25 protein-coding genes are annotated in these 23,610 nt (G+C 59.5%); 16 read left to right on the top strand and 9 right to left on the bottom strand.

Features of this window, described 5'->3' with window-relative positions:
- Positions 1–35: 35 nt before the first annotated feature.
- Entirely contained in the window at positions 36–812 is a 777-nt protein-coding gene (locus CCGE525_RS14445) for a 3-hydroxybutyrate dehydrogenase (protein WP_120704874.1), read from the bottom strand.
- Between the two features lie 233 nt (positions 813–1,045).
- Here CCGE525_RS14445 and glpK point away from each other — a divergent pair, with 233 nt between their 5' ends.
- The 12 genes from glpK (at position 1,046) to map (ending at position 10,548) form a co-directional block, all read left to right on the top strand.
- Positions 1,046–2,551: a glycerol kinase GlpK gene (gene glpK, locus CCGE525_RS14440; RefSeq protein ID WP_120706416.1), complete on the top strand. Its 1,506-nt coding sequence runs from the start codon at positions 1,046–1,048 to the stop codon at positions 2,549–2,551.
- Positions 2,552–2,719: 168 nt separating this feature from the next.
- The gene (locus CCGE525_RS14435; RefSeq protein WP_120704873.1) at positions 2,720–3,529 is read left to right on the top strand and encodes a membrane-anchored protein; all 810 of its coding nucleotides are present in this window, start codon (positions 2,720–2,722) and stop codon (positions 3,527–3,529) included.
- A gap of 42 nt (positions 3,530–3,571) precedes the next feature.
- Positions 3,572–3,979, top strand: a complete 408-nt coding sequence (locus tag CCGE525_RS14430; protein ID WP_120704872.1) for an OsmC family protein — start codon at positions 3,572–3,574, stop codon at positions 3,977–3,979.
- Positions 3,980–4,030: 51 nt separating this feature from the next.
- Complete coding sequence (locus CCGE525_RS14425; RefSeq protein ID WP_120704871.1) at positions 4,031–4,975, top strand: S66 peptidase family protein; 945 nt, start codon at positions 4,031–4,033, stop codon at positions 4,973–4,975.
- A gap of 80 nt (positions 4,976–5,055) precedes the next feature.
- Positions 5,056–5,430 (top strand): YciI family protein, encoded by a 375-nt coding sequence (locus CCGE525_RS14420; protein ID WP_120706415.1) that lies wholly within the window; start codon positions 5,056–5,058, stop codon positions 5,428–5,430.
- Positions 5,427–6,683 (top strand): RNA polymerase sigma factor, encoded by a 1,257-nt coding sequence (locus CCGE525_RS14415; RefSeq protein ID WP_120704870.1) that lies wholly within the window; start codon positions 5,427–5,429, stop codon positions 6,681–6,683. The genes CCGE525_RS14420 and CCGE525_RS14415 overlap by 4 nt, the downstream gene beginning before the upstream one ends.
- A gap of 112 nt (positions 6,684–6,795) precedes the next feature.
- Complete coding sequence (locus tag CCGE525_RS14410) at positions 6,796–7,218, top strand: DoxX family protein (protein ID WP_120704869.1); 423 nt, start codon at positions 6,796–6,798, stop codon at positions 7,216–7,218.
- Positions 7,219–7,271: 53 nt separating this feature from the next.
- Positions 7,272–7,784 (top strand): GNAT family N-acetyltransferase, encoded by a 513-nt coding sequence (locus tag CCGE525_RS14405; RefSeq protein WP_120704868.1) that lies wholly within the window; start codon positions 7,272–7,274, stop codon positions 7,782–7,784.
- 118 nt (positions 7,785–7,902) lie between these two features.
- Positions 7,903–8,157, top strand: a complete 255-nt coding sequence (locus CCGE525_RS14400; RefSeq protein ID WP_120704867.1) for a type II toxin-antitoxin system prevent-host-death family antitoxin — start codon at positions 7,903–7,905, stop codon at positions 8,155–8,157.
- Positions 8,157–8,579: a type II toxin-antitoxin system VapC family toxin gene (locus CCGE525_RS14395; protein ID WP_120704866.1), complete on the top strand. Its 423-nt coding sequence runs from the start codon at positions 8,157–8,159 to the stop codon at positions 8,577–8,579. Before CCGE525_RS14400 ends, CCGE525_RS14395 begins: the two co-directional genes overlap by 1 nt.
- 104 nt (positions 8,580–8,683) lie before the next feature.
- The gene (locus CCGE525_RS14390) at positions 8,684–9,745 is read left to right on the top strand and encodes an LLM class flavin-dependent oxidoreductase (RefSeq protein ID WP_120704865.1); all 1,062 of its coding nucleotides are present in this window, start codon (positions 8,684–8,686) and stop codon (positions 9,743–9,745) included.
- A 50-nt stretch (positions 9,746–9,795) separates the two neighbouring features.
- Entirely contained in the window at positions 9,796–10,548 is a 753-nt protein-coding gene (gene map / locus CCGE525_RS14385; RefSeq protein WP_120704864.1) for a type I methionyl aminopeptidase, read from the top strand.
- Between the two features lie 11 nt (positions 10,549–10,559).
- Here map and CCGE525_RS14380 read toward each other — a convergent pair whose 3' ends face one another.
- On the bottom strand, positions 10,560–11,132 hold the full coding sequence (locus CCGE525_RS14380) for a PadR family transcriptional regulator (protein ID WP_120704863.1): 573 nt from the start codon (positions 11,130–11,132) through the stop codon (positions 10,560–10,562).
- A 420-nt stretch (positions 11,133–11,552) separates the two neighbouring features.
- On the opposite strand from CCGE525_RS14380, the gene sbmA reads away from it, so the two are divergent.
- Complete coding sequence (gene sbmA, locus CCGE525_RS14375) at positions 11,553–12,818, top strand: peptide antibiotic transporter SbmA (RefSeq protein WP_120704862.1); 1,266 nt, start codon at positions 11,553–11,555, stop codon at positions 12,816–12,818.
- A 481-nt stretch (positions 12,819–13,299) separates the two neighbouring features.
- Here the strand turns inward: sbmA and CCGE525_RS14370 are convergent, their stop codons facing one another.
- Together CCGE525_RS14370 and CCGE525_RS14365 are read right to left on the bottom strand one after the other, a co-directional pair.
- On the bottom strand, positions 13,300–14,403 hold the full coding sequence (locus CCGE525_RS14370) for an IS110 family RNA-guided transposase (protein WP_120702917.1): 1,104 nt from the start codon (positions 14,401–14,403) through the stop codon (positions 13,300–13,302).
- Positions 14,404–14,541: 138 nt separating this feature from the next.
- Positions 14,542–15,522, bottom strand: a complete 981-nt coding sequence (locus tag CCGE525_RS14365) for a polysaccharide deacetylase family protein (RefSeq protein WP_120706414.1) — start codon at positions 15,520–15,522, stop codon at positions 14,542–14,544.
- A 200-nt stretch (positions 15,523–15,722) separates the two neighbouring features.
- Between CCGE525_RS14365 and CCGE525_RS14360 the strand changes: the two genes are divergently transcribed.
- The 3 genes from CCGE525_RS14360 (at position 15,723) to der (ending at position 18,531) form a co-directional block, all read left to right on the top strand.
- Positions 15,723–16,304: an NnrU family protein gene (locus CCGE525_RS14360; protein WP_120704861.1), complete on the top strand. Its 582-nt coding sequence runs from the start codon at positions 15,723–15,725 to the stop codon at positions 16,302–16,304.
- A gap of 100 nt (positions 16,305–16,404) precedes the next feature.
- Positions 16,405–17,088 (top strand): tetratricopeptide repeat protein, encoded by a 684-nt coding sequence (locus tag CCGE525_RS14355; protein ID WP_120704860.1) that lies wholly within the window; start codon positions 16,405–16,407, stop codon positions 17,086–17,088.
- Positions 17,089–17,103: 15 nt separating this feature from the next.
- On the top strand, positions 17,104–18,531 hold the full coding sequence (gene der / locus CCGE525_RS14350) for a ribosome biogenesis GTPase Der (protein WP_120704859.1): 1,428 nt from the start codon (positions 17,104–17,106) through the stop codon (positions 18,529–18,531).
- Positions 18,532–18,543: 12 nt separating this feature from the next.
- Here the strand turns inward: der and CCGE525_RS14345 are convergent, their stop codons facing one another.
- The 5 genes from CCGE525_RS14345 to CCGE525_RS14325 form a co-directional block, all read right to left on the bottom strand.
- Positions 18,544–18,984, bottom strand: a complete 441-nt coding sequence (locus CCGE525_RS14345) for a MarR family winged helix-turn-helix transcriptional regulator (RefSeq protein WP_120704858.1) — start codon at positions 18,982–18,984, stop codon at positions 18,544–18,546.
- Positions 18,985–19,393: 409 nt separating this feature from the next.
- On the bottom strand, positions 19,394–20,500 hold the full coding sequence (locus CCGE525_RS14340) for a glycosyltransferase family 4 protein (RefSeq protein ID WP_120704857.1): 1,107 nt from the start codon (positions 20,498–20,500) through the stop codon (positions 19,394–19,396).
- 123 nt (positions 20,501–20,623) lie between these two features.
- Positions 20,624–21,541, bottom strand: a complete 918-nt coding sequence (locus tag CCGE525_RS14335; RefSeq protein ID WP_120706413.1) for a sugar kinase — start codon at positions 21,539–21,541, stop codon at positions 20,624–20,626.
- A 93-nt stretch (positions 21,542–21,634) separates the two neighbouring features.
- Positions 21,635–22,621: an ABC transporter ATP-binding protein gene (locus tag CCGE525_RS14330; RefSeq protein ID WP_120704856.1), complete on the bottom strand. Its 987-nt coding sequence runs from the start codon at positions 22,619–22,621 to the stop codon at positions 21,635–21,637.
- Positions 22,614–23,609 carry an ABC transporter ATP-binding protein gene (locus CCGE525_RS14325; protein WP_120704855.1) on the bottom strand — a complete coding sequence of 332 codons (996 nt, stop codon included), beginning with the start codon at positions 23,607–23,609 and terminating at the stop codon, positions 22,614–22,616. The genes CCGE525_RS14330 and CCGE525_RS14325 overlap by 8 nt, the downstream gene beginning before the upstream one ends.
- Between the last annotated feature and the right edge of the window lies 1 nt (position 23,610).

Below are 23,610 nucleotides of genomic sequence, written 5' to 3'. Positions count from 1 at the left end.
CATGCTCACACGAATCCGGCCCTAACCGTCTATGGTTATTCCGCAGTCCAGCCACCGTCAATCGAGACGTGTGTGCCGGTGACCTGGCGTGCATCGTCGCTGGCAAGATAGATCGACAATGCTGCGATTTCCTCGGCCTTGACGAATTCATGCGTGGGCTGCGCCTTGAGGATGACCTCGTTCTTAACTTGCTCTTCAGTCATGCCGCGCGCCTTGGCCGTATCCGGGATCTGCGCTTCGACGAGAGGGGTCAGGACATAGCCGGGACAAATAGCGTTGACGGTAACGCCGAATTCGGCAAGCTCGAGCGCTGCCGTTTTAGTCAAACCCATAATACCATGTTTTGCGGCCACATAGGCGGATTTGAAGGGCGAGGCAACGAGGGCGTGGGCCGAGGCGATGTTGATGATGCGGCCGTATTTCTTCGCCTTCATCAGCGGAATAGCGGCGCGGATCGTGTGAAACGAGCTGGACAGATTGATGGCGATGATCTGGTCCCACTTCTCGATCGGGAAGTCTTCGATCTTCTCGACATGCTGGATGCCGGCGTTATTGACGAGGACGTCGACGCTGCCGAAGGTTGAATTGGCGGTCGCGATCAGGTCAGCGATCTCTGCGGGCTTGGTCATGTCCGCTGGATGGTAGATCACCTTGCCGCCACCAGACGCTTCGAGCGTGTTCCTGATGGCGTCGATCTCTTCGGGCTTGCCGAAGCCGTTGAGGACGATGTTTTCACCCTTGGCGGCGAAGGCGGTCGCGATGGCGAGGCCGATACCGCTTGTAGAACCGGTGACAACGACTGTTCTTGCCATGATCTTCTCCTTGAACGGCGCGTCTTGTTGCAGCGCAATAGCGGCTTGAGGTTAGTCCCAAACCGTCGGATATGGCAATCGCACCGCTGCAAGACTCTTTTGCGACAGTTCGCTTCATATATTCGCGAGGAGGAATGAAGCGTTTTCGGCATAAAATTTCGTTTTGCTTTCTTTTCACATTCGTTTTGGTGCCGTATCTGTTGATTTGGGACAGGAACAATCGGGAGGAATGCATGAGCGGTTATGTCTTGGCGATCGACCAGGGTACGACGTCGACGCGGGCGATCGTTTTCGACGGTGACATGAAAATCGCCGGCGCCGGGCAGCAGGAGTTCGCGCAGCACTACCCGAAGCCCGGCTGGGTCGAGCATGATCCGGAGGAAATCTGGACTTCCGTCGTTTCGACCGTCAATAAGGCTATCAAGGCCGCCGGCATCACTGCGAAGGACATCGCCGCTCTCGGTATCACCAATCAGCGCGAAACGGTCGTGGTGTGGGATCGAAAAACCGGCAAGCCGATCCATAATGCCATTGTCTGGCAAGACCGCCGCACAGCGAGCTATTGCGAGAAACTGAAGCGGCAAGACCTGGAAAAGCTCTTCACTCGCCATACCGGTCTTTTGCTCGATCCCTATTTCTCCGGCACGAAGTTGTCCTGGCTGCTGGCCAACGTGAAGGGTGCTCGTGCGCGCGCCGCCAAGGGCGAGCTTTGCTTCGGCACCGTCGACACCTTCCTGATCTGGCGTTTGACCGGCGGCAAGAGTTTCGTCACCGATGCGACCAACGCTTCTAGGACGCTGATGTACAATATCGGTAACAATGCGTGGGACGAGGATCTGCTCGATATCCTGCGCGTTCCCGCCGCGATGCTGCCGGAGGTGAAGGACTGCGCCGCTGATTTCGGCATTGCCGATGAGTCTATCTTCGGGGCGGCAATCCCCATCCTTGGCGTTGCCGGCGATCAGCAGGCGGCCACCATCGGCCAGGCTTGCTTCGAGCGCGGTATGATGAAATCCACCTACGGCACTGGCTGCTTCGCACTGCTGAACACCGGCACGGACATGGTGCGCTCCAAAAACCGCCTGCTGACCACCATCGCCTACCGGCTGAATGGCGAGACGACCTACGCGCTGGAAGGCTCGATCTTCATCGCCGGAGCGGCCGTGCAGTGGCTGCGCGACGGGCTGAAGGCGATCAAGCGCGCCGCCGATTCCGACGGGATGGCGGAAAAGGCCGATCCGATGCAGGAGATCTATCTCGTGCCGGCCTTCACCGGCCTCGGCGCACCGCATTGGGATCCGGATGCGCGCGGCGCGATTTTCGGGCTGACGCGCAATACCGGCCCCGCGGAAATCGTCCGCGCCGCGCTGGAGGCGGTCTGCTATCAGTCGCGCGACCTGCTGGATGCCATGCACAAGGATTGGAAGAATGGCAGCGGCCGGGAGACAGTGCTGCGCGTCGATGGCGGCATGGTCGCTTCCGACTGGACGATGCAGCGGCTCGCCGATCTGCTCGACGCGCCGGTCGACCGTCCCTTCATCCTGGAAACCACCGCGCTCGGCGCCGCCTGGCTTGCCGGCAGCCGCGCCGGGGTCTGGCCGGACCGCAAGAGTTTTGCCAAGGCCTGGGCACGTGACCGACGCTTCGAGCCGGACATGGACGAGAAGACGCGAACGGTGAAGCTGAAGGGATGGCGCGACGCGGTAAGGCGGACGCTAAGCACAGAGCATGCGGGATAATATGCAGCTCACCTAAGATTAGAGTGTGTAAAATTTCTTTATTTTCCTAAAATAGCACCAAGCAGCGATAGTAAGCTGAGGCGCGATTCAACGACCGATATCGTTGAATCAGTTGTTGTCGGCTCAACTATGTTCGGGTGGACGCCTTCAAGAAATCCAAGGCGAGACATGGCTGCTACATTTACGGATGTTAAAAGACACATCTATCGAAGCGTAAAGTATTGGCTTTCCCGGCCGACGCCCCCCACGCTCGCCGAGAGGTTTTCCGGCCCCGTTCTCGTGGTCGGCTCGGCGCCGGCGTCGCACAAACCCGCTGGTTTTGACGGGACATTCAAGGTCATCACGATCAACGGCTCTCAGGTCGTGACGAAGGCATGGGGCATCGAACAGCCGGATGTCACGTTCGTTCAATTCAACCAGATCGAGGGAACGAATACGAACGCCGTCGAAGTGCGCCGCGTTCTCAATGGCGAGCGAACGAAGAAGCTCTACGTTCTGCTCTGGCGAAAGGGCCGCGAGCGGCTGGAGAATGGGCTGAGAGCCTTCAACTATCGATACGACGATCTTGAAATTGTCGATCGCTATAAGCGCATGGCACTTCTCGACCGGGTTGGCGGTGTAAAATGCAGCGAACTGGGTGCGGGCGACAAATGCTCGAACGGCATCAATGCCGTGCTCTTCGCGCTCTATAACGGCGCCACCGCGGTGATTATTACCGGCATCAACCCGGATTCCGGTGGACACATCTACAATCAGGTAAATCTGGCTCGGCTGCATATTCAAAGAGACAGGGAAATTCTACTGCGGCTGATGGAGCGCGGTCATCCGGTCTTTACGGCCGATCCCACCGTATCGGAATCCCTCGGACTGCCACTGTGGGACGGCAAGGCGCCGGCTCGGCAGGAGTCGCCAACCCCTGAAAAGGCTGCGGGGGCGACCACAAAAGGGGCTGGCCTCTTGGCTCCGTCGCTGCGTTGATCACGTAATCATTCGCCTTCCCGCCGAACGAGGAGATCGGCCATGGTGTCCGTAACGGTTGAATTGCGCAACGTCGAAGGCACGCGGGCGGCGTTGGGCTGGGCCGGCGGTCACACTATCGTCGTCGATCGTCCGCAGGGCCGGGCCGGCGGGCAGGGGCTCGGTTTCAATGGCGCGCAACTGCTGGGATTGGCGATCGGCGGATGTTTCTGTAACGACCTGCATTTTGTTGCAGCCGAGATGGGTGTCGAGTTGACAAAAATCTCGATCTCCGTGCGTGTTGAATTGGAAAGCGATCTGTCTTTTACCAAAGCTGCGACGGTGACGGTGTCATGCGAGACATCAGACGGTTCCGACCCGCAGCCCGTGATTGCTGAGGCCAAGGCGCGATGTATGGTCCACAATTCGTTGAGGAGGGGAGTTCCAGTCACAGTCGAGGCGGTTGCATAGGCGTGCGACCGGGGACTAACGCCCGTCGTCGTTCCATGCCAAAATTCGGGCATGGAATCATTTGATCGAACCGAAGCCGATTGCGTTCTGCCGCCGCCGCTCCGGCCCGGCGACAAAATCCGTTTTGTTTCGCCCGCAAGTCCGCCCGACCAGGACCTCGTTTTGAGGCAAGTCGAGATTTTGAAGAGCTGGGGGCTCAACGTCGATTTCGGTGAGCATGCTTTTTGCAGGCACGACTATCTTGCAGGGACGGATGAGGAGCGATTGGCAGATTTCAACGCCGCGCTTCGTGATCCCGAGATTCGGGCGATCTTTGCTACGCGGGGCGGCAAGGGGTCCTACCGTATCGCCGACCGGCTGGATTTCCTGGCTGCGCAGCGCGATCCGAAGTTTGTCGTCGGTTTCAGCGATATTTCCGTGCTGCATTTCAGCCTGTGGAAGCATTGCCGACAGGTCAGTATCCACGGCGCGCTTTTCGTCAGCGAGGGCGAACAGACTGTCAGCACGGAGACCAGCGGCTCCCTTCGCGGGGCGCTGATGAGTTCGGAGGATATCGTCATCCGCTCGCGCCCGGAGGAACCGACATCCACCCTGACGACTGCGGGAGCGGTCACCGGGCGATTGATCGGCGGCAATCTCGATATGGTTGCTACGGCGGCCGGCTGGGCCCTGCCGGATTTGCGCGGTGCCATCCTGTTGCTTGAGGCCGTCAACATGTATCGCGGGCAGGTGGACCGGCAATTGACGATGTTACGCAAGGCGGGGCATTTGGATGGTCTAGCTGGCGTTGCGGTCGGCCAGTTCACGCGCTTTGAATTCGATCGCCGTTTCTCGGTCATCGATATCCTGCGCGAACACCTCGATGCGCTCGATGTTCCGGTCCTCGGCGGCTTACCGTTGGGCCATGGGCATAGCCCGTTGAGCGTGCCGATCGGCGCAGTCGCTGTCCTGGATGCGAAAGCGGGGACGCTGATGGTCCAGCGCGGCGGTGCATAGCCTCCAGCATCGATAATTTTTTGACGCGGCCTGTCGGCGCAGGCGATATTTCCTCGTCAATACAAGAGAAGGACATTCTCATGCTCTATGCAATCCTATGCTACAACGACGAAGACACCGTGTTTTCCTGGTCCAAGGAAGAGGAGCAGGCGACGATGGACCGGTTGATCGCGGTGCAGGCGCCGCTCCGTGAGGCCGGCAAGCTCGGCCCGGTCGCTCGGCTGATGCCGACGACGGCGGCAACGACGTTGCGCAAGGGCAAGAACGAGCCGCTCGTCATCGATGGACCCTTCGCGGAGACGAAGGAGCAATTGCTCGGATTCTATGTCATCGACTTCGAGACACTCGACGAAGCAATTGAATTCTCAAAGAAACTGGCCATCGCCAATCCCGGTGCCGGCTCCTATGAAATTCGCCCGCTTCATGCGTTTAGACCGGGGACGATGGCAACATGACCGATCTTGCCTGGATCGATATCGCGTTCACCAATGCCCGGCCGCAGGTGCTCGGTGCGCTGCTGCGGTATTTCCGCAACCTTGATATCGCCGAAGAGGCATTCCAGGAGGCTTGCCTCAGGGCGTTGAAGACATGGCCAGACAAGGGGCCGCCGCGCGATCCCGTCGCCTGGCTGATCTTTGTCGGCCGCAACAGCGGTATCGACGCGGTGCGCAAACAGTCGAAAACGCAAGGCTTGCCGGACGAGGAGGTGATCTCGGACACCGGCGACGCCGAAAGCGATCTTGCCGAGCGGCTCGACGGTTCCAATTATCGTGACGATATTCTGCGGTTGCTGTTCATTTGCTGTCATCCCGACCTGCCGGCGACACAGCAGATTGCGCTGGCTCTGCGTGTCGTCTCGGGCCTGTCGGTGACGCAGATCGCTCGTGCGTTCCTCGTCAGCGAAAGCGCGATGGAGCAGCGCATCACCCGCGCCAAGGCGCGTGTTGCCGCGGCCGGCGTGCCTTTCGAGACGCCGGGCGCCGTCGAACGGACCGAACGTATGGCGCTCGTCAGCGCCATGATCTATCTCATCTACAACGAGGGCTATTCCGCCGGCGGGCCGGGCCGCGAGGCGTCTGCCTTTGCCGATGAGGCGATCAGACTCGGTCGGCTGCTGCTGCGCCTCTTTCCGGCGGAGCCGGAAATCATGGGTCTGCTGGCGCTGATGCTGCTGCAGCAATCGCGAAATATGGCCCGCTTCGATGCGGACGGCCAGATCATCTTGCTGGAGGATCAGGACCGGTCGCTCTGGTGCCGCACATTGATCGACGAGGCGCTCGCTCTGCTCGACAAGGCAATCCGCCATCGCCGCCCCGGGCCTTATCAGCTTCAGGCTGCGATCGCGGCGCTGCATTCCAGGGCCAAGCGGGCCCAGGATACCGATTGGTCGGAGATCGATCTGCTCTATCAGACGCTGGAGCGGCTGCATCCATCCCCCGTTGTCACGCTGAACCGCGCGGTCGCTGTTGCCAAGCTCAAGGGACCGGAGGAGGCGCTGGCCTTGGTCGAGTCGCTGGCGGATAAACTCGATGGCTATTTTTACTTTCATGGGCTTCGAGGCGGTCTGCTTGCGCAGTTGGGCCGGTCGCACGAGGCGCACATAGCCTTCGACCGCGCAATCGCGCTTGCCCATTCGCCCGCCGAAGCTGCTCATATCCGTCATCAGCTCGACCGGCTCAGCGTCACAGCTCCGGCAATCGCAAAATAATCGAAAAATCCGTCCTTCCATGTCGGAAAGGGGCTGCAGTCGGCGTCCTTGAGACGCAGGCGCGCTGGCGCTGAAGATCTGATTTTCCGATTCAATTCCGGGGGATGCCGCAATGTCTTATCTAACAGAATCACCATCCAGCTCGCGGGTGCAGCGCGTGGCCGGCACAATCCTCAGCGGCTTGATTGTCGCCTTTCTTGTTTTCGACGGCGTGATCAAGCTCGTTCCTCTGCCTGTGGTTACGGAGACAATGGCGGTGCTCGGCTATTCCGGCGATCCGGCTTTGGCGCGGCTGTTGGGCGTCATCACGCTTGGCTGTGCCGTTCTCTACGCCATTCCGCAGACATCGGTTCTCGGTGCGATCCTCCTCACCGGTCTGCTCGGCGGAGCGATGGCGACACATCTGCGGGTAGGCAGCCCGATGTTCTCGCATTTGCTGTTCGGTCTCTATCTCGGCGTCATCGCCTGGGGTGGACTTTATCTACGCTATGAAGGGGTTCGCAGAATGATTCCATTCATGCGCGGAAGCTGTTGATTTTGGTTTCGATTTGATATGGCTCACTCTCTCATCTGTTCGTGGAGTGAGCCATGCCGCAAGTCACTATTGCACCGGTCAGGCAATCGGACGCCGGCGAATTGATCGCGGCGAATGTTGCGAGCCGCGCTTACCATGCGCCATGGGCTTATCCATTCGTGGATCGGGATGGCTTCGATGTTTGGTTCGGCCAGACCGTGACGGGATCCAATGTCGGTCTGGTCGCGCGCGACACTGGTTCGGGCGGCATTGTCGGGGTGGTCAACATCAGCCAGATGGTGTGGGGCGGTTTCCGCAGCGCATTTCTCGGCTATCACGGCATGGTGGCCTTTGCCGGTCAGGGATTCATGACCGAGGCGTTGCGTCTGGCCATCGCCCATGGTTTCGACGACATCGGCCTGCATCGGCTTGAGGCCAATATCCAGCCCGCGAACCATGCTTCGATCGCTTTGGTGCAAAGGCTCGGTTTCCGCAAGGAAGGCTTCTCGCCCAAATATCTGAGAATTGGCGGCGTCTGGTGCGATCATGAACGCTGGGCGCTGCTGACGGATGATCAACGCCTTTGATGTCCAACATCAAATGCTTCTGAGGTCGATTCCGAAGTGGCGGGCAAGCTGTTGATTTCGGATTCGAATTGCTTATTTTTGTATATGTAGTAACTTCTCTACAAATGGAGTTCTCGCGATGACGATCATGAGCAGCCGAGAGTTCAATCAGGATACAAGCGGCGCCAAGCGTGCTGCTTCGGAAGGCCCGGTTTTTATCACGGATCGCGGCAAGCCCTCGCACGTCCTGCTCAGCATGGATGAGTATTTGAAATTGGCGAAGAAGGGACCGACAGTCGCTGAGGCTTTTTATTCTCCCGGGGCAGACGAGATCGATTTGGAAATACCAAAGCTGGACGGCGATTTCGGTTTCAAGCCGGCTGATTTCTCATAATGTATCTGTTGGACACGAATGTTATTTCCGAGCTCAGAAAGCTCAGCAATGGAAAAGCCGACCCGGTTTTTGCCCGGTGGTTCGATACCATCGCGGTGGATATTCTTTATGCGTCTGTCATCACGCTTTTTGAAATTGAAAACGGGATATTGCTGCTTGAGCGGCGAGATCCCTTGCAGGCTCGAATTCTGCGAGATTGGTCCGATAAGATAAAAGCCGCTCTGCGCGGGCGCATATTGTCAATCGACGAGGCCGTGGCCATGCATTGTGCGGCTACTTTCGTCCCCAATCCCAGGCCTTGGCGCGACGCATTTATCGGATCGACGGCCGCTGTTCACCGTTTTACGCTCGTCACCCGTAATGTCCGCGATTTTCAGGGACTGGATATCAATCTCATCAATCCGTGGACTGAGGGTTCTTAGTTCTTACTTATCTACATTCTCGAACAAACCGTTCGACAATTCATATTTGCGGTATCAGCCTCGTCTTCCTATTTCGTCCATCAACGACAGATGGGATTTTTATCATGGAACTTGGTCTCTATACCTTCGCTGACGTCGATCCCAATCCCGCTCTCAGCAAGGGTGCGGAGGCAGCGCGTCGCCTGAAAAATTTGATCGAGGAAATCGAGTTGGCCGATCAAGTCGGTCTCGATGTCTTCGGGCTCGGCGAGCATCATCGGCCGGATTATGCCGCATCGGCACCAGCCGTCGCCCTCGCGGCAGCTGCGGCAAAGACAAAGAATATCCGCTTGACCAGTGCCGTGACGGTACTGAGCTCGGACGATCCAGTGCGCGTGTTTCAGCAGTTCTCGACGCTCGACCTTATTTCCAACGGCCGTGCCGAGATCATGGCGGGACGAGGCTCGTTCATCGAGTCCTTCCCGCTCTTCGGCTACAATCTCGAAGATTACGACCAGCTATTCGAGGAAAAGCTCGACCTTCTGTTGGCGATCCGCGAGAGCGAGCAGGTGAATTGGAAGGGCGAACTCCGCGCGCCGATCCACGGGCGAGGGGTTTATCCACGCCCGCTCCAGGATCCATTGCCGATTTGGGTCGCAGTCGGCGGCACGCCGCAGTCGGTCGCGCGCGCCGGCGCTCTTGGTTTGCCGATGGCGCTCGCCATCATCGGCGGCGAGCCGCGCCGGTTTGCGCCGCTCATCGATCTCTACCGCGAGGCCGCCCGCCGCGCTGATCAAGATCAGGCCAAGCTGAAAACCAGCATCAATGTCCACGGCTTCGTCGCCGATACGACCGAGGCTGCCGCCGATCAGTTCTATGGCCCTCAGGCCGAGGTGATGAACCGCATCGGCCGCGAGCGCGGCTGGGGACCGACGAACCGGGTACATTTCGACCAATCGCGCGGACCTCACGGGGCACTTTTCGTCGGCGATCCCGACGTCGTGGCGGAGAAGATCGTCGCTCATCACAAGCTGTTCAAGAACGATCGCTTCCTGCTACAGATGGCGATCGGCACGATGCCGCACGAGCAGATCATGCGCGGCATCGAGCTTTACGGCACGAAAGTCGCGCCGCTTGTCAGAAAGGCATTGACTGAACAAAGCGGAGAGGCGAAAGCGACTGCTTGAGCCTTCGCGTCAGGAGTCTGCGGGGCGTGTACGCCAGCCGGAAGCCGTGAATGATCATCTCGAACGACGACGAACTGACCAAGCTGAAAGAGATCGGCCGCATCTGCGCCAACGCCATACAGGCGATGGCGGCGGCGCTGGAGCCGGGCATCACCACACTGGAACTCGACAATATCGGCCGCAAGGTGCTGGACGATGCCGGCGCCCGCTCGGCGCCGGAACTTGTTTATAAATTTCCCGGCGCCACCTGCATCAGCGTCAATGAGGAAGTGGCGCACGGCATTCCCGGTCCGCGGGTGATCCAGGCCGGCGATCTGGTCAATCTCGACGTTTCCGCGGAGAAGGACGGTTTCTTCTCCGATACAGGGTCTTCCTTCGCGGTGCCACCGGTCAAGCCGAAGGTCGAGCGTCTCTGCCGCGACGGCAAGAGGGCGCTCTGGGTTGGATTGAACCAGGTGCGCAGCGGTGCGCCCTTTTCGAAGATCGGTCATGCCGTCGGTGCCTTCGCTCAGAAGAACCGCTATACGCTGATCGCCAATCTCGCCAGCCACGGCATCGGCCGTTCACTGCATGAGGAGCCGGCGGAGGTGTCTACCTGGGCCGATCCCGATGAGACCCGCATCATGCAGGACGGCCTGGTTTTCACCGTCGAGCCGTTTTTGTCGCTCGGCGCCACTTGGGCGGAGGGCGGCGACGACGCCTGGACGCTTTATGCCGACCCACGTGCGGCCACGGTTCAGTTCGAACATACCGTCGTCACCACCCGCAATGGGCCGATAATCCTGACCCTAGCGGACAACTGATCGGTTAGACCTCAATCTTCCGCCTTCGTCTCACCGCGGATAATATCGGCGGCGGCGCGTTCGAGAATTGCCGCTATGCGGGCGCCTTCGGCCTTGTTCCATGGATATTTCGAGCGCAGCGCCGAGCGCAGAAGTTGGCGTGCGAGGTGAACATCGCCGGCATCGCGGCCGAAGGGGCTGTCGCGGCCTTCATCGTCGCCGGCATCCTCGCCGCCGAAGACCCGCCTGACATGCGCCATCTTCTCGCCGATCGCGCTGAGCTTGGCGAGCGTCGCCTCGACCAGTGCCTGGTTTTCCTCGACCCGCTTCTGACCGCTCTCGGTGATACGGTAGAGTTTCTTCGTGCCGCTCGCCTCGACTTCGGCCAGGCCCGTTTCCTCCAGGTAGGTGAGGGCGGGGTAGATGACGCCGGGGCTCGGCACATAGAAGCCGCCGGAGCGCTCTTCCAGAGTCTTGATCAGTTCATAGCCATGGCGCGGCTGCTCGGAAAGCAGGGCCAGAATGATGAGCTGCAGATCGGCGGCGTCGAATTTCCGGCCGGTACGAAAACCGCCGCCGAACATGCCGCCCTTGAAGCCTCTCATGAAATCTCTCCCGTGCCGCCCGTGTGAATCACGGCTTTCGCGATGTCGTAGGATATATGCCTCGACGGTGTCAAAGCTATCGCCGCACATGCGATCTCTAAAGCCTCTCATAGTGTATCTCCTTTGATGATGAGGTTTATATCGTTCGTCATGTCGTAAGATATATATCGTAAGATAGCTTGTTGCAAGGGGACGTCGAATTTTTGCTGAAAGGGGTTGCCGGATCCCGGAGCGGCGACAGGTTCGCCTTCCTAAAACGGGAAATCGCGGCTGAACAATCGCATCACGATCATGGGATAAGCGATTACATCTCTGTAAGAATACAGCCTGGCTGGTTGCCGCAACTTTCGAAGTGCCTTAGGTTCGCCGCGAATAAACGTCATTGCGGTCGCTGGACCCAATCAAGAAAGCTTGCCTCTCGTGTTTCACTCTTTCTTCCCTCAACCGAAGCTGTTCTTCATCTCGATGGTGGTCTGGACGGTTTTCTGCATAGCAATCTGGTATTCGTCTCTCTCCGATCTGGGGACGCATCTGGGGTTCATCATGCCGCCGGAAGGACAGGAGCCCTACGATCTCAGCTATTTCGTATTGTGGGGGAATCTCTGGTTCTACGGGTTTTTCTTTTTATGCACCGCGATCTTCTGTGGGGCATGGCACATCAAGGCCTGGGATCATCCTTGGAAGATCTGGTCAATCTGGGGCTCGGCACTGATTATTCTGGTCACCTATTTTGGTGTCCAAGTGTCTGTCGTCGTCAACAACTTCCGCCGTCCTTTCGGTGACCTCCTGCAGGCTGCGCTCACGAAACAGCCTGGGGTGACGGTGGAGAGTTTCTACACGCTGATGATAATCTTTGCGCAGATCGCCTTCCTCAGCATGTTTGTCTCCATCCTGACGGACTTCTACACCAGCCATTATATCTTCCGCTGGCGTACCGCGATGAACACCTTCTACATGTCGAAATGGGAAAAGCTGCGCCACATCGAGGGCGCTTCGCAGCGTGTGCAGGAAGACACGATGCGCTTTTCGAGCACGTTGGAAGGCTTGGGTATCAGCCTAATAAACTCGGTGATGACGCTGATTGTGTTTCTGCCGATTCTGCTTGCGCTTTCGGGCTATGTCACCGAACTGCCGATCATCGGCAAGATTTCTCATTCGCTCTTCTGGTTGGCGCTTTTCTGGTCGGCCTTCGGCACGGTGCTGCTGGCGGTTGCCGGCATCAAGCTGCCTGGCCTGAATTTCAAGAACCAGCGGGTGGAAGCGGCCTACCGCAAGGAGCTCGTCTACGGCGAAGACAATGCCGAGCGTGCACAGCCTGCGACTGTCGGAGAGCTCTTCGCAAATGTAAGGCGCAACTACTTCCGCATCTATTTCCACTACGTCTATTTCAATATCGCCCGCTATTTCTATCTGCAGGCCGACTCGATGTTCGTATTGTTCATGCTGGTGCCGACTTTTGTCGCAGGCGCGATCACCTACGGCATATATCAGCAGATCGCGACCGCCTTCGGTCAGGTCAGCAATTCGTTCCAGTATCTCGTCAATTCCTGGACGACGATCATCGAGCTCTTGTCGATCCACAAGCGCCTCAAAGCCTTCGAAGCGGCGATCGATGATGAGCCGCTGCCGAAAATCGACCAGACCTATCTGGAGCGTGAAGCCGGCGTCATACAGGCCGACGGTTGATGAAACAAGGCAAGGCCCCGGAAACGGGGCCTTTTTCAATGACGACGATAGCGGAGAAGTGGGGCGTTAGGGTTGAAGGGTAACCGAGCGGCCTCCGTTTGCTGCATCGCCGGCCCTTCGCTTTGGCTCAGGGCATTCGTCGCTGCAATCGACCCACTCTCATGTTCGCCCTTACAAGATGCAGGAATAGAAAAATCGTCGCCCTGTCGTCAGGGCGTTTCGTTTGGTGTGGATGCATCCTGGGGAAAGCAGGAAGCACGGTCATATAACGACGGTTGATCATGCTCTGATGCGCGGGTTGGTTACCGCCGGACCTGATGCGTCGCGGAGCTTCCTCTGTCTAGTTCGCAGCGTCGGAATGTAACCGGCTGATAGTGGAATCGAGGGTTCTCCTGCCGTGACCGTGCCCCCAGCCTTGCCCAGGCGCATATGGCTTTTTGACTCTTCTGTCCTCCTTGTTGAGTTCAGGATTGAGCTATACTCAACGCGGTGAGACCTGGCATGCAATCGCCCAGACGAATCCGGATAATTCGCGAGCGATCGCCGTGGTTACGGTCGTTGCCGGCTTTCCGGCCTTCGTGAGCTTGCGATAGCGGCCGCACAGCCGCTCCTGCGCCTTCCATGCCGTGTCGCGGATCGCTTTTGGGAGCTGCTCCTGGCGGATCAACTGATCACGGCTGATCTTTGCGGGAAACCGATAACTCCAAGCGGCTTCAATCAGCATTCGACGCGCCGTTGTATTGCCTGCTTTTGTAATGCCGCCCTGCCGCCGAGTTCCACCGCTTGAATGCTCCGATGGTACCAGCCCGAGATAGGCCATTAATTGGCGCGGGTTTGTGAAGCGGCTGAGATCGCCCAATTCGGCAATCATCGTAGCGGCCGTCACCAGAGCCATGCCGCGCAGTGATTGCAGCGCGACGACCACCGGAGCCAATGACCAGTCACTCAACATGGTCTCGATCTGCTTCGTCAGCCGATCCCGCCGCTCAGTTGCCGCCTCGATTGTGGCGATGTGATCCTGGAGAACGATTTGGTGGATTGGCTGTTCAAAGCAAAGACCGGCCAACCAACGGCGGTGCATCTGCGTCCAGGCCGGCCGGCTGTAGTGAAAGCCATGACGAAGCAGAAATCCGCTGAGCTGCTGGCGCGCTTGCCGCAAGCTGCGCACAGCGGCAAGCCGTGCCCGAACCAGATCACGCATCGCCTCATGGGCTGTATCTGGTATCCAAACAGCGCTCAGTTCTCCAGCGCGATGAAGTCTTGCCAGATTGTTGGCATCCCGACGGTCTGTCTTGATGCGATCGCCTGGTTTGTGCGGGATCAAAGAAGGGGCGACGACCACGCAATCATGACCTGCGGCAGACAGTTGCCGCTGAATGCCGTAGCCGCAAGGTCCCGCTTCGTAGCAAAACTTCAATGTCCGACCCGGCTGCGAAAGCTTGGCCAGCATGCGGGTCAAGGCCGTTGGCGTATTGACGATCTGGCCAAACGCGCGCGCGTCACCGCGCCCACCGCCGTCAGCGAGCGCCACCGCGATCGTCTCTTTGTGAACATCCAATCCGACATATGTGATAGTCTCGTCCATGGCCCGTCTCCTATGCATGAGGCTCTACGAGGGCATCGCTCTCGCAACCCTCGATACCTGCATATTGTGAGACGGGTCACCCGGTCCCAGGCGAACATTTAGTCTAGGTCGATTGCTTGGGCTTCGCCCGACCGCTCCTCACCCCTGCTGCGGCTTGCCTCGCATTGCAATGAGCGGGATAGCCTCCGAATAGCTGACGCAGGCGACGCCTTCCTTGTGGCAGACGTCGGTGACGAAGCGGTCGAGGGCACGCCAATAAGCGCCGTCGTTCATTTCGACGAAATGGAAGCCGAGCTGCAGCGGGATGCGTTCGCCGTTATATTGTTTGTCGAAGGCGGCTTCGAACGCGTCGAAGGTGCGGTCTTCGAAGGACTTGGAATCGGCTTTGTCTTCGACGCCCTTCGAATGGTGGACATAGAGATTATAGTCCATGCCGATTACCAGATGATGGTCGGGACCCTCTGGGATCAGCGGCAGGCCGAAGCGATAGATGCCGTCGACCACCTGCGGCAACATCGGTCCTCGGGTCACCAGGCTGGCGTCATACTGGAAGCCCATGGCTCTTTCGGCCGGCACCAGGCCGTCGCTAGTGGAAAGATACGGTGCGCGAAAGCCTTTGACGTCTTTCGTCGCAAACTCTTGCCAGCCCAGCGGTTCTTTGTCGGCTTCCCCGACATTCTTCCAGGCGTCGCGCAGCGCCACGCGCGCATTCATGAATTCCTGCTGCCAATCCGCTGCTGTCCATGCCTTGCCGTCGAAGTGGCCGCAGGCATGGCTGGAAATATCATGACCTTCGAGATGGGCGCCCCAGATATTGGCGATGCGGGTGCGGACGTCGTCCTCGCTCTTGGCGAAACCAACATTCGATTTGCCGGCCTTCTGCCCCGGCGCCTGATAAGCCTTGGCCTGATCGCGGTTCATCAGGAAGGTGCATGAGAGGAAGTAGGTGAAGTGCGCACCGTTGCGTGAAGCGATCTCGCGGCTCTTCGTCCAGAGTGCATTGTCATGCGCCCCGTCGAAGGAGATCATCACAAGCTGCTTCGGTTTTTCATCGGCCTTAGCCGCGACGGGGAGCGCCAGGGAAAGGGCGAGGGAGGCAAAAGAGATGAAACGAAACATGGGCACCGAGATTATTTGATTGAGCATGCTCTCATCCGAAAACCGGGTTACAGTTTTCGCTGCGGATATTCGATTCGAGATCATGCTCTAGCGTTTGGCTCTTCCCTGCTGCTGAAATGCGGCAAAGCTGCGGTCTCGCTGGCAATTTTTCGCCATAGCCGGTACTGATGTGTTCACAAGACACGAACGGGATTTCACTCATGTCATTGCTTATTCTCGGCATTGTTCTTTTCCTCGGCGTCCACTTAATCCGCGTCGTCGTACCTGGTTTCCGCCGCTCGATGATTTCGAGCCTCGGCGAACCCGGCTGGAAGATCGGCTATTCGATCGCCAGTATCGCTACCCTGATTCTGCTGATTTATGGTTTCGGGCAGGCGAGGGATGCAACGCCCATATGGTCTCCGCCGATCTGGATGAGCCATATCACCATCCTGCTGATGCTTTTTGCGCTGATCTGTCTGGTCGCCTCACTGCTGCCGGCGGGGCATATCGCGGTGAGAACGAAGCATCCGATGGTACTCTCGGTAAAGATCTGGGCCTTTGCGCATCTGCTTTCCAATGGCGATGGCGCCGCCATGTTGCTCTTTGCGGCCTTCCTGGCCTGGGGCGTCATCACGCGGATATCGCTGAAGCGACGCGAACGCGCGGGCGAGATTTCTCTGCGGCCCTTCGTTTCGGCGAAATACGATCTTTATGCCATCGTCATCGGTATCGTGGTCTGGGGGTTGATCATTTGGAAGCTGCACGGGTGGATTATCGGGGTTTCGCCACTCGTTATGTGACGATTTCTGCCATTCCCCCTTACAACGGCCGCAAAATGGAGTAGAAGGCCCCACTACCCATAAGCTCTTTGCAATATTTTGGCCTAGGCCGGAGACGAGAATGGCATTCAACGACGATAGCTTCATCCGCGAGGTGAACGAGGAACTGCGTTCGGACCAGTTGCGGTTCGTATGGCGCCGTTTTGGCCGGCTTATCATCGGCGCCGCCGTGCTCATCGTTCTCGGCACTGCCGCCTATAGCGGCTACCGCTACTGGTCGGGTCGTCAGGCCGGCAGCAGCGGCGATCAGTTCATCGCGGCGCTGACGCTGGCTGACCAGAACAAGACGGACGAGGCGCTGGCCGCGTTAGCCACAGTTGAGAAGAGTGGCAGCGGTTCCTACCCGCTGCTGGCACGCATGCGCGCCGCGACGTTGCAGGCGCAGAAGGGCGATACGGCCGGCGCGATTGCTGCGTTCTCGGCCATCGGCAAGGAGTCCGGCGTTCCGGCCGTTATCCAGGATGCGGCTCGCCTGCGCGCTGCTTATCTGCTTGTCGATACGGGCACGTACGATCAGGTTGCCGCGGAAGCCCAGGAACTGGCTGTGCCGGCCAATGCTTTCCGGCATTCCGCACGTGACGTGCTCGGTCTTGCCGCCTACAAAGCCGGTGATTTCGCCAAGGCACGGCAATGGTTCCAGGCGATCGTCGACGATCCTCAGAGCCCACGCAATGTCGGCAACCGTGCTCAGATGCTGCTCGACCTCATCACTGCGTCCGGCAAGGCTCCGGTTGCAAAAGGCTGAAGGGTAGATCGCTACATGAGTTTCACGGTTGCGATCGTCGGTCGCCCGAATGTCGGTAAGTCCACTCTTTTCAACCGTTTGGTTGGCAAGAAGCTTGCGCTTGTCGACGATACGCCGGGTGTGACGCGCGACCGCCGGCCTGGCGACGCACGACTGGTCGATCTTCGGTTTCGTATTGTCGATACCGCCGGTCTCGAAGAGGCCGATGAGGAGACGTTGGAAGGCCGTATGCGTGCCCAGACGGAAGCGGCGATCGACGAGGCCGATCTGACGCTCTTCGTCGTCGACGCCAAGATGGGCCTTACGCATGTCGACAAGGCGTTGGCCGAAATGCTGCGCAAGCGCGGCCGTCCGGTGGTGCTCGTCGCCAATAAGTCGGAAGCGCGCGGTTCCGACAGCGGCTTCTATGACGCCTTCACGCTCGGCCTTGGCGAGCCTTGCCCGATCTCTGCCGAACATGGCCAGGGCATGATGGATCTGCGCGATGCGATCGTCGAGGCGCTCGGGCATGAGCGCGCCTTTCCGCCCAAGGATGACGAGGCGGAGACGAATGTCAGCATTCGACGCCCTGCGGTCGGCGAGGACGGTGAAGAAATCGACGAGGAGCCGGTCTATGACGAGACGAGGCCGCTGCGCGTCGCCATCGTCGGTCGTCCGAACGCCGGCAAGTCGACGCTGATCAATCGCTTCCTTGGCGAGGACCGGCTGCTGACCGGCCCGGAAGCAGGAATTACCCGCGACTCGATCTCGGTCGACTGGACCTGGCGCGGTCGCACCATCAAAATGTTCGATACCGCCGGCATGCGCCGCAAGGCCAAGGTCATCGAAAAGCTCGAAAAGCTTTCCGTCGCCGATGCGCTACGAGCCATTCGTTTTGCCGAGACCGTGGTCATCGTCTTCGACGCCACCATTCCCTTTGAGAAGCAGGATCTGCAGATCGTCGATCTCGTCATCCGCGAGGGCCGCGCCGCCGTGCTTGCCTTCAACAAGTGGGACATGATCGAGGATCGCCAGGCCGTGCTTGCCGATCTGCGCGAAAAGACCGACCGGCTGCTGCCGCAGGCGCGCGGCATCCGCGCCGTGCCGATTTCCGGCCAGACGGGCGAGGGGTTGGACCGGCTGATGCAGGCGATCGTCGACACCGATAGGGTCTGGAACAAGCGCGTGTCCACTGCAAAGCTCAATCGCTGGCTGGAGACGCAGCAGGTTCAGCATCCGCCACCGGCGGTTTCCGGCCGGCGCATCAAGCTGAAATACATGACACAGGTGAAAGCACGCCCGCCGGCTTTCATGATTTCCTGTACGCGCTCGGACGCGCTGCCGGAATCTTATGTGCGCTATCTCATCAACGGCCTGCGTGAAGATTTCGCCATGCCAGGCGTGCCGATCCGCATTCATTTCCGCTCGTCGGAAAATCCTTACGAGACCAAAAAGAAGCGGTGACCGCCTGGGGGATCAGGCGGCGTTCTTGGTAAGCGCTTCGCGCAGCGTAATGATCTCTGCCTTCAATCGTGTCAGTTCGGCCGCCGTGGTGTCCGATGCATCGAGGATGCAAGCGGGAATGTCCGCGGCTTTCTTTTTCAAGGCCACACCTTCGCTTGTCAGGCGGATCAGCACCTGGCGCTCATCCTCCTTGCTGCGGGTTCGTCGAATAAAGCCGGCGGCTTCCAGGCGCTTCAACAGCGGCGTCAGCGTGCTCGACTCCAGGAAGAGCTTTTCACCGATGCTGCCGACGGTCTGGCCGTCTTCCTCCCACAATGTCACCATGACGAGATATTGCGGATAGGTGAGGTTCAACTCATCGAGCATGGGCTTGTATAGCCGGTTCATCGCATGGTTCGCCGAATAGAGGGCGAAGCATATGAAAGTGTCCAGTTTCAATGGATCGTTTGTCATTTCTAACACTCCGTAAGCCGCTGTACTTAAGTCGTGCGATAAATAATCGTATACATAAAAATGCATGACAGCTATGCTTTTTCGCAATTCCATCGAAAAGCAGTCGGGCGTGGTGGTGCAAAAAGCAGCGCCGACCCTGCTCTGGAGCCGAACCCACCAACCGCCAGCAGCTTATGCCCCATTCAAATATGTGGCGGAGTATGCTGTGGAATTCAATGTCGGCCCCAGCCGTCCCTAGCCGGGTGATGACGGTGTCGCTGGTAACATGACGGTGGTGGCTACATGCTTGCCAAGTAACGCAGCCGCGGGCAGTGCGTTCCCTGCGATGGAGTCGATGGCAATATCGAACTCACACGCGCCCTACGCCGCGCGCAGCAATGGCCGCCGTCGGACAACAGCTAAGCTGCGTTCAGTGGTTTCGTGCCAGCATCCGGCCGCGATGATTGGCGACGCGGACGTTGCCGATGAATTGCGTCGTGGCGGCTTCCCAGGAATAGTTGAGCGCGAGAGCGCGAGCAGCTTCGCGGGAGGAGGAGAGTGCTGCATGGCAGGCTTTGGCCAGGTCTTCGTCGACGACGCCTGCCGCATCGTTGCCGCCAAGGATATCGGCGGGGCCGGTGACGGGATAGGCAGCGACAGGAACGCCGCTCGCCAATGCCTCCAGAATGGCATTGCCGAATGTATCGGTCTTTGATGGGAAGACGAAAACGTCGGCTTGCGAATAGGCATGCGCCAGTGCTTCACCAAACTTCGAGCCGAGGAAGTGCACGTTCGGATAAAGTTTCTGCAACTCAGCGCGTGCCGGTCCGTCGCCGACGACAACCTTGGAGCCGGGCAGATCCAGATCGAGAAAGGCCGGCAGGTTCTTTTCGAGCGCCACGCGGCCGACGGTCATGAATATCGGGCGAGGCAGGCCGAAGGGCTTGTCTTCAAGCGGCTGTGGGTGAAAAAGCGTGGAGTCGATACCGCGGCTCCAGGGCAGCAGATTGTGGATGCCCTTCTGCTTGAGCTCATTGGCAAGGCTCGGCGTCGCCACCATGCAGCCGGAACCGGCATTGTGAAACCATCGGACAAAGGCGTAGAGCCAGCTTTGCGGGATCGGCAGCCGGGCCGCGACATATTCGGGAAAGCGGGTGTGATAGCTGGTCGAAAACGGCATGTCGTTTTTCAGGCACCAGCTCCGGGCCGTCAATCCGAGCGGTCCTTCTGTGGCGATATGCACATAGGTCGGTCGTGCCGCTTCGATCTTGGCGGCGACTTTGCGGTAGCTTGCGATCGACAGGCGGATTTCCGGGTAGGTCGGGCAGGGGACGCTGCGAAAACCTTCCGGTGTGATCATGACGACATCGACACCGATGCGCGCCAGTTCGCGGTTGGTATTTTCGATGGAGCGAACGACGCCATTCACCTGCGGATGCCATGCATCGCTGACGATGAGCAGGCGTTCCTGCGTCGCGACCGGCGTTGCCGCCTCAGCCCATGCTCTGTGATCGATGTCCGACAAGCGTTGCAACATGTCCAAAAAATTCCATCCGCACCGCACCCTCATAGTGTCGGTACAACCAAATACGGTGCAGCAAAGATGATTCCCGCGCCTGTTCTATTGTGCGGGGTGTCCATGATGGAAATATTACAGCGCTTACTTCGTGGCTTGGAGCTTTTCCCGCGGCACCAGAGCACCGTGCTCCTGGATGACTTTTGCGGCGATCTTGGCGGCAAAACGGGCGGCGGCGACGGGATCGTCATGTTCCAGATAATGGGCCAGGAACGCGCCATTGAAACTATCGCCGGCGCTGGTCGTATCGACGACCTTGGCAACCTTGGCGGCGGGAACGAGCGTTTCGCCGGCGTCGGCGCCGACGGTCGCACCTTCGGCACCATTCTTGACGACTACCATATTGGCGCCGTGCAGCCGGTAGCGACGGATGGTGCTGGAGATCGAGTCGTCGCCGAAATGCGAGGCCTCGTCGTCGAAGCTCGGCATGACCAGCGTCGAGGCGCGGGCGCCTTCGCCGATCATGGTGTGCATGGCGTCGAAGCTCGACCAGAGGCGCGGACGCAGGTTGGGGTCGAAGACCACCAGCTTACCAATGGCCTTGGCACGGCGGAGTTCGGAAAGCAGCGTCTCGGCGTCTTCATGCGTCAGGATCGCCAGCGTGATGCCGGAGAAATAGAGGACGTTGGAGGCTTCGATCGCTGTGCGCAGCTTGTCGCCGTCGGCTGCGAGCTGGCGTGCGGCAGAGCTGTCGCGCCAGTAGCTGAAGGAGCGCTCGCCATCCTTCAGGTTGATCATGTAGAGGCCGGGCGTCTTGCCACGGAGGCGGCGAATATTCGAGGTGCCGATGTCATGCGCGTTCATGAAATTCAGCATCTCGTCAGACATCGCATCATCGCCGAGCGCGGTAAAATAGTCGACGGACCAGTCGGCCGGCAGGCAGGCGCGGGCATACCAGGCCGTATTGAAGGTATCGCCAGCAAAGCCCTTGCGCAGATGTCCGTCTTCGGCTTGCGACAACTCTACCATGCATTCGCCGATCGATAGAAAATGCCCGCCCAAGACTTCCTCCTGCGTTTCGCTTCGCTGCTGCATACGCGCATGCGGCTGCTTGAGCAAGGTGGACGGCGGGGTGCGCCGTCCACCTCTTGAGCCTTACGGCCTGTCCATATGATAGCACGCCGCGGTCTGGCCGGGGCGAACGTGCTCGGTCGGCGGCATCTTGGTCTTGCAGATGTCGGTTGCCTTCCAACAGCGCGGCGAGAAGACACAGCCGGCCGGCGGATTAAGCGGCGAGGGCGGATCGCCCTGCAGGCGGATGCGTTCGCGGCCACGCGCCCGTTTCGGGTCGGGGATGGGCGCGGCAGAGAACAAAGCCTGCGTGTAGGGGTGAGCCGGATGGTCGAAGACCGTGGCGGCGTCGCCCGCTTCCACCACCTTGCCAAGGTAAAGCACCAGCACGTCGTCCGAAATCAGGCGCACGACGGAGAGGTCGTGGCTGATGAAGATCAGCGTCAGGCCGAACTCCTTGCGCAGCTTGCGCAACAGCGTGATCACCTGGCCCTGGATCGAGACGTCGAGGGCCGAGACCGGCTCGTCGCAGACGATCAGCTTCGGTCGTGTCACAACGGCGCGGGCGATGCCGATGCGCTGCGCCTGGCCGCCGGAGAACTCATGCGGATAGCGATTGATCATCTCCGGCACGAGGCCGACCGCCGCCATGATTTCGCGCACGCGTTCCTGCCGCTGCGCCTTTGTTAGCTTCGGCTCGAACACCGTCAGCGGTTCGGCGATGATGTCGCCGACTGTCATGCGCGGGTCGAGCGAGGCGATCGGATCCTGGAAGATGATCTGCATGTCGCGGCGGGCGGCGCGCATTTCCTCTTCGGAAAGATCCAGCAGGTTGCCGCCCTGCCACATGATGCGGCCCTTCTGTGCCTTGATCAGCCGCAGGATGGAACGGCCGAGCGTGGACTTGCCACAGCCGGATTCGCCGACGATGCCAAGCGTGCGCCCGGTCTTCAGCTCGAAACTGACATCGTTGACCGCCGTCAGGGTCAGCGGCGGTTTGAAGAAGGATTTCGATGGCAGTTCAAATTGCGTGGTCAGATGTTCGACCTTCAGAAGCGTTTGCTCAGCCATGGACGAGGCTCCGTTCCTGATTAGCCGAAAGGGGATGGAAGCAGGCGGCGCAGCGTCGTGGCTCAAGCTGCTCGAGCGGCGGCGGCGCGTCCAGACAGTCGTCCTGCACATGGGCGCAGCGCGGCGAGAAGGCGCAGCCGCGCGGCAGATGCATCAGGTTCGGCGGCCGACCCGGAATGACGGCGAGATCGTCCACATCCTGGTCCGGCCGCGGGATGGAGGCGTGGAGCGCCGCTGTATAGGGATGGGCAGGATTTTCGAACAGCTCTTCGACCGGCGCTTCCTCGACGATGCGGCCGGCATACATGACGGCGACGCGATCGGCGAGGCCGGCGACAACGCCGAGGTCATGGGTGATCATCACTAGTGCCGTATTCATTTCCGCCGTCAGCTCGTTGAAGAGATCGAGGATCTGCGCCTGAATTGTGACGTCGAGCGCCGTCGTGGGCTCGTCGGCGATCAGGAGCTTCGGCTTGGTGAGCAACGCCATGGCGATGACGACGCGCTGACGCATGCCGCCCGAAAGCTCGTGCGGATAGAGGTTGAAGCGTCGCGTCGGGTCGGGAATGCCGACGCGCTTCAGCATGTCGAGGGCTGCGGCGGATGCCGCGCGCGCCGAAAGCCCGCCATGGACTTCGAGCTGTTCGGTCAGCTGCCGGGAGATCCGCAGCGAGGGATTGAGGGCGGTCATCGGGTCCTGGAAGACCATGGCCATGTCCTTGCCGCGCACATGGTCGAGTTCGCGCGGCTTCAGCGTCAGGAGGTCTTTGCCGTCGAGGAGCGCCTGGCCGCTGGTGCGGCCGTTCTTGGCGAGCAGGCCCATCAGGCCAAGGAAGGTCTGGCTCTTGCCGGAACCGGATTCGCCGACGATGGCGATACGTTCGCCACGGCCGATCTTCAGGTTCATCTTCGAGACAGCGGCGACCTCGCCCTCCGGTGTGCGGAAGGTGATGGAGTAGTCTTTGAGTTCGAGAAGCGTGTCTGTCATG

This window comes from Rhizobium jaguaris, from assembly GCF_003627755.1.
Classification (GTDB): domain Bacteria; phylum Pseudomonadota; class Alphaproteobacteria; order Rhizobiales; family Rhizobiaceae; genus Rhizobium; species Rhizobium jaguaris.
Note: the sequence above shows the minus strand (reverse complement) of the source record. Positions and strands in the feature narration are given on the sequence as shown.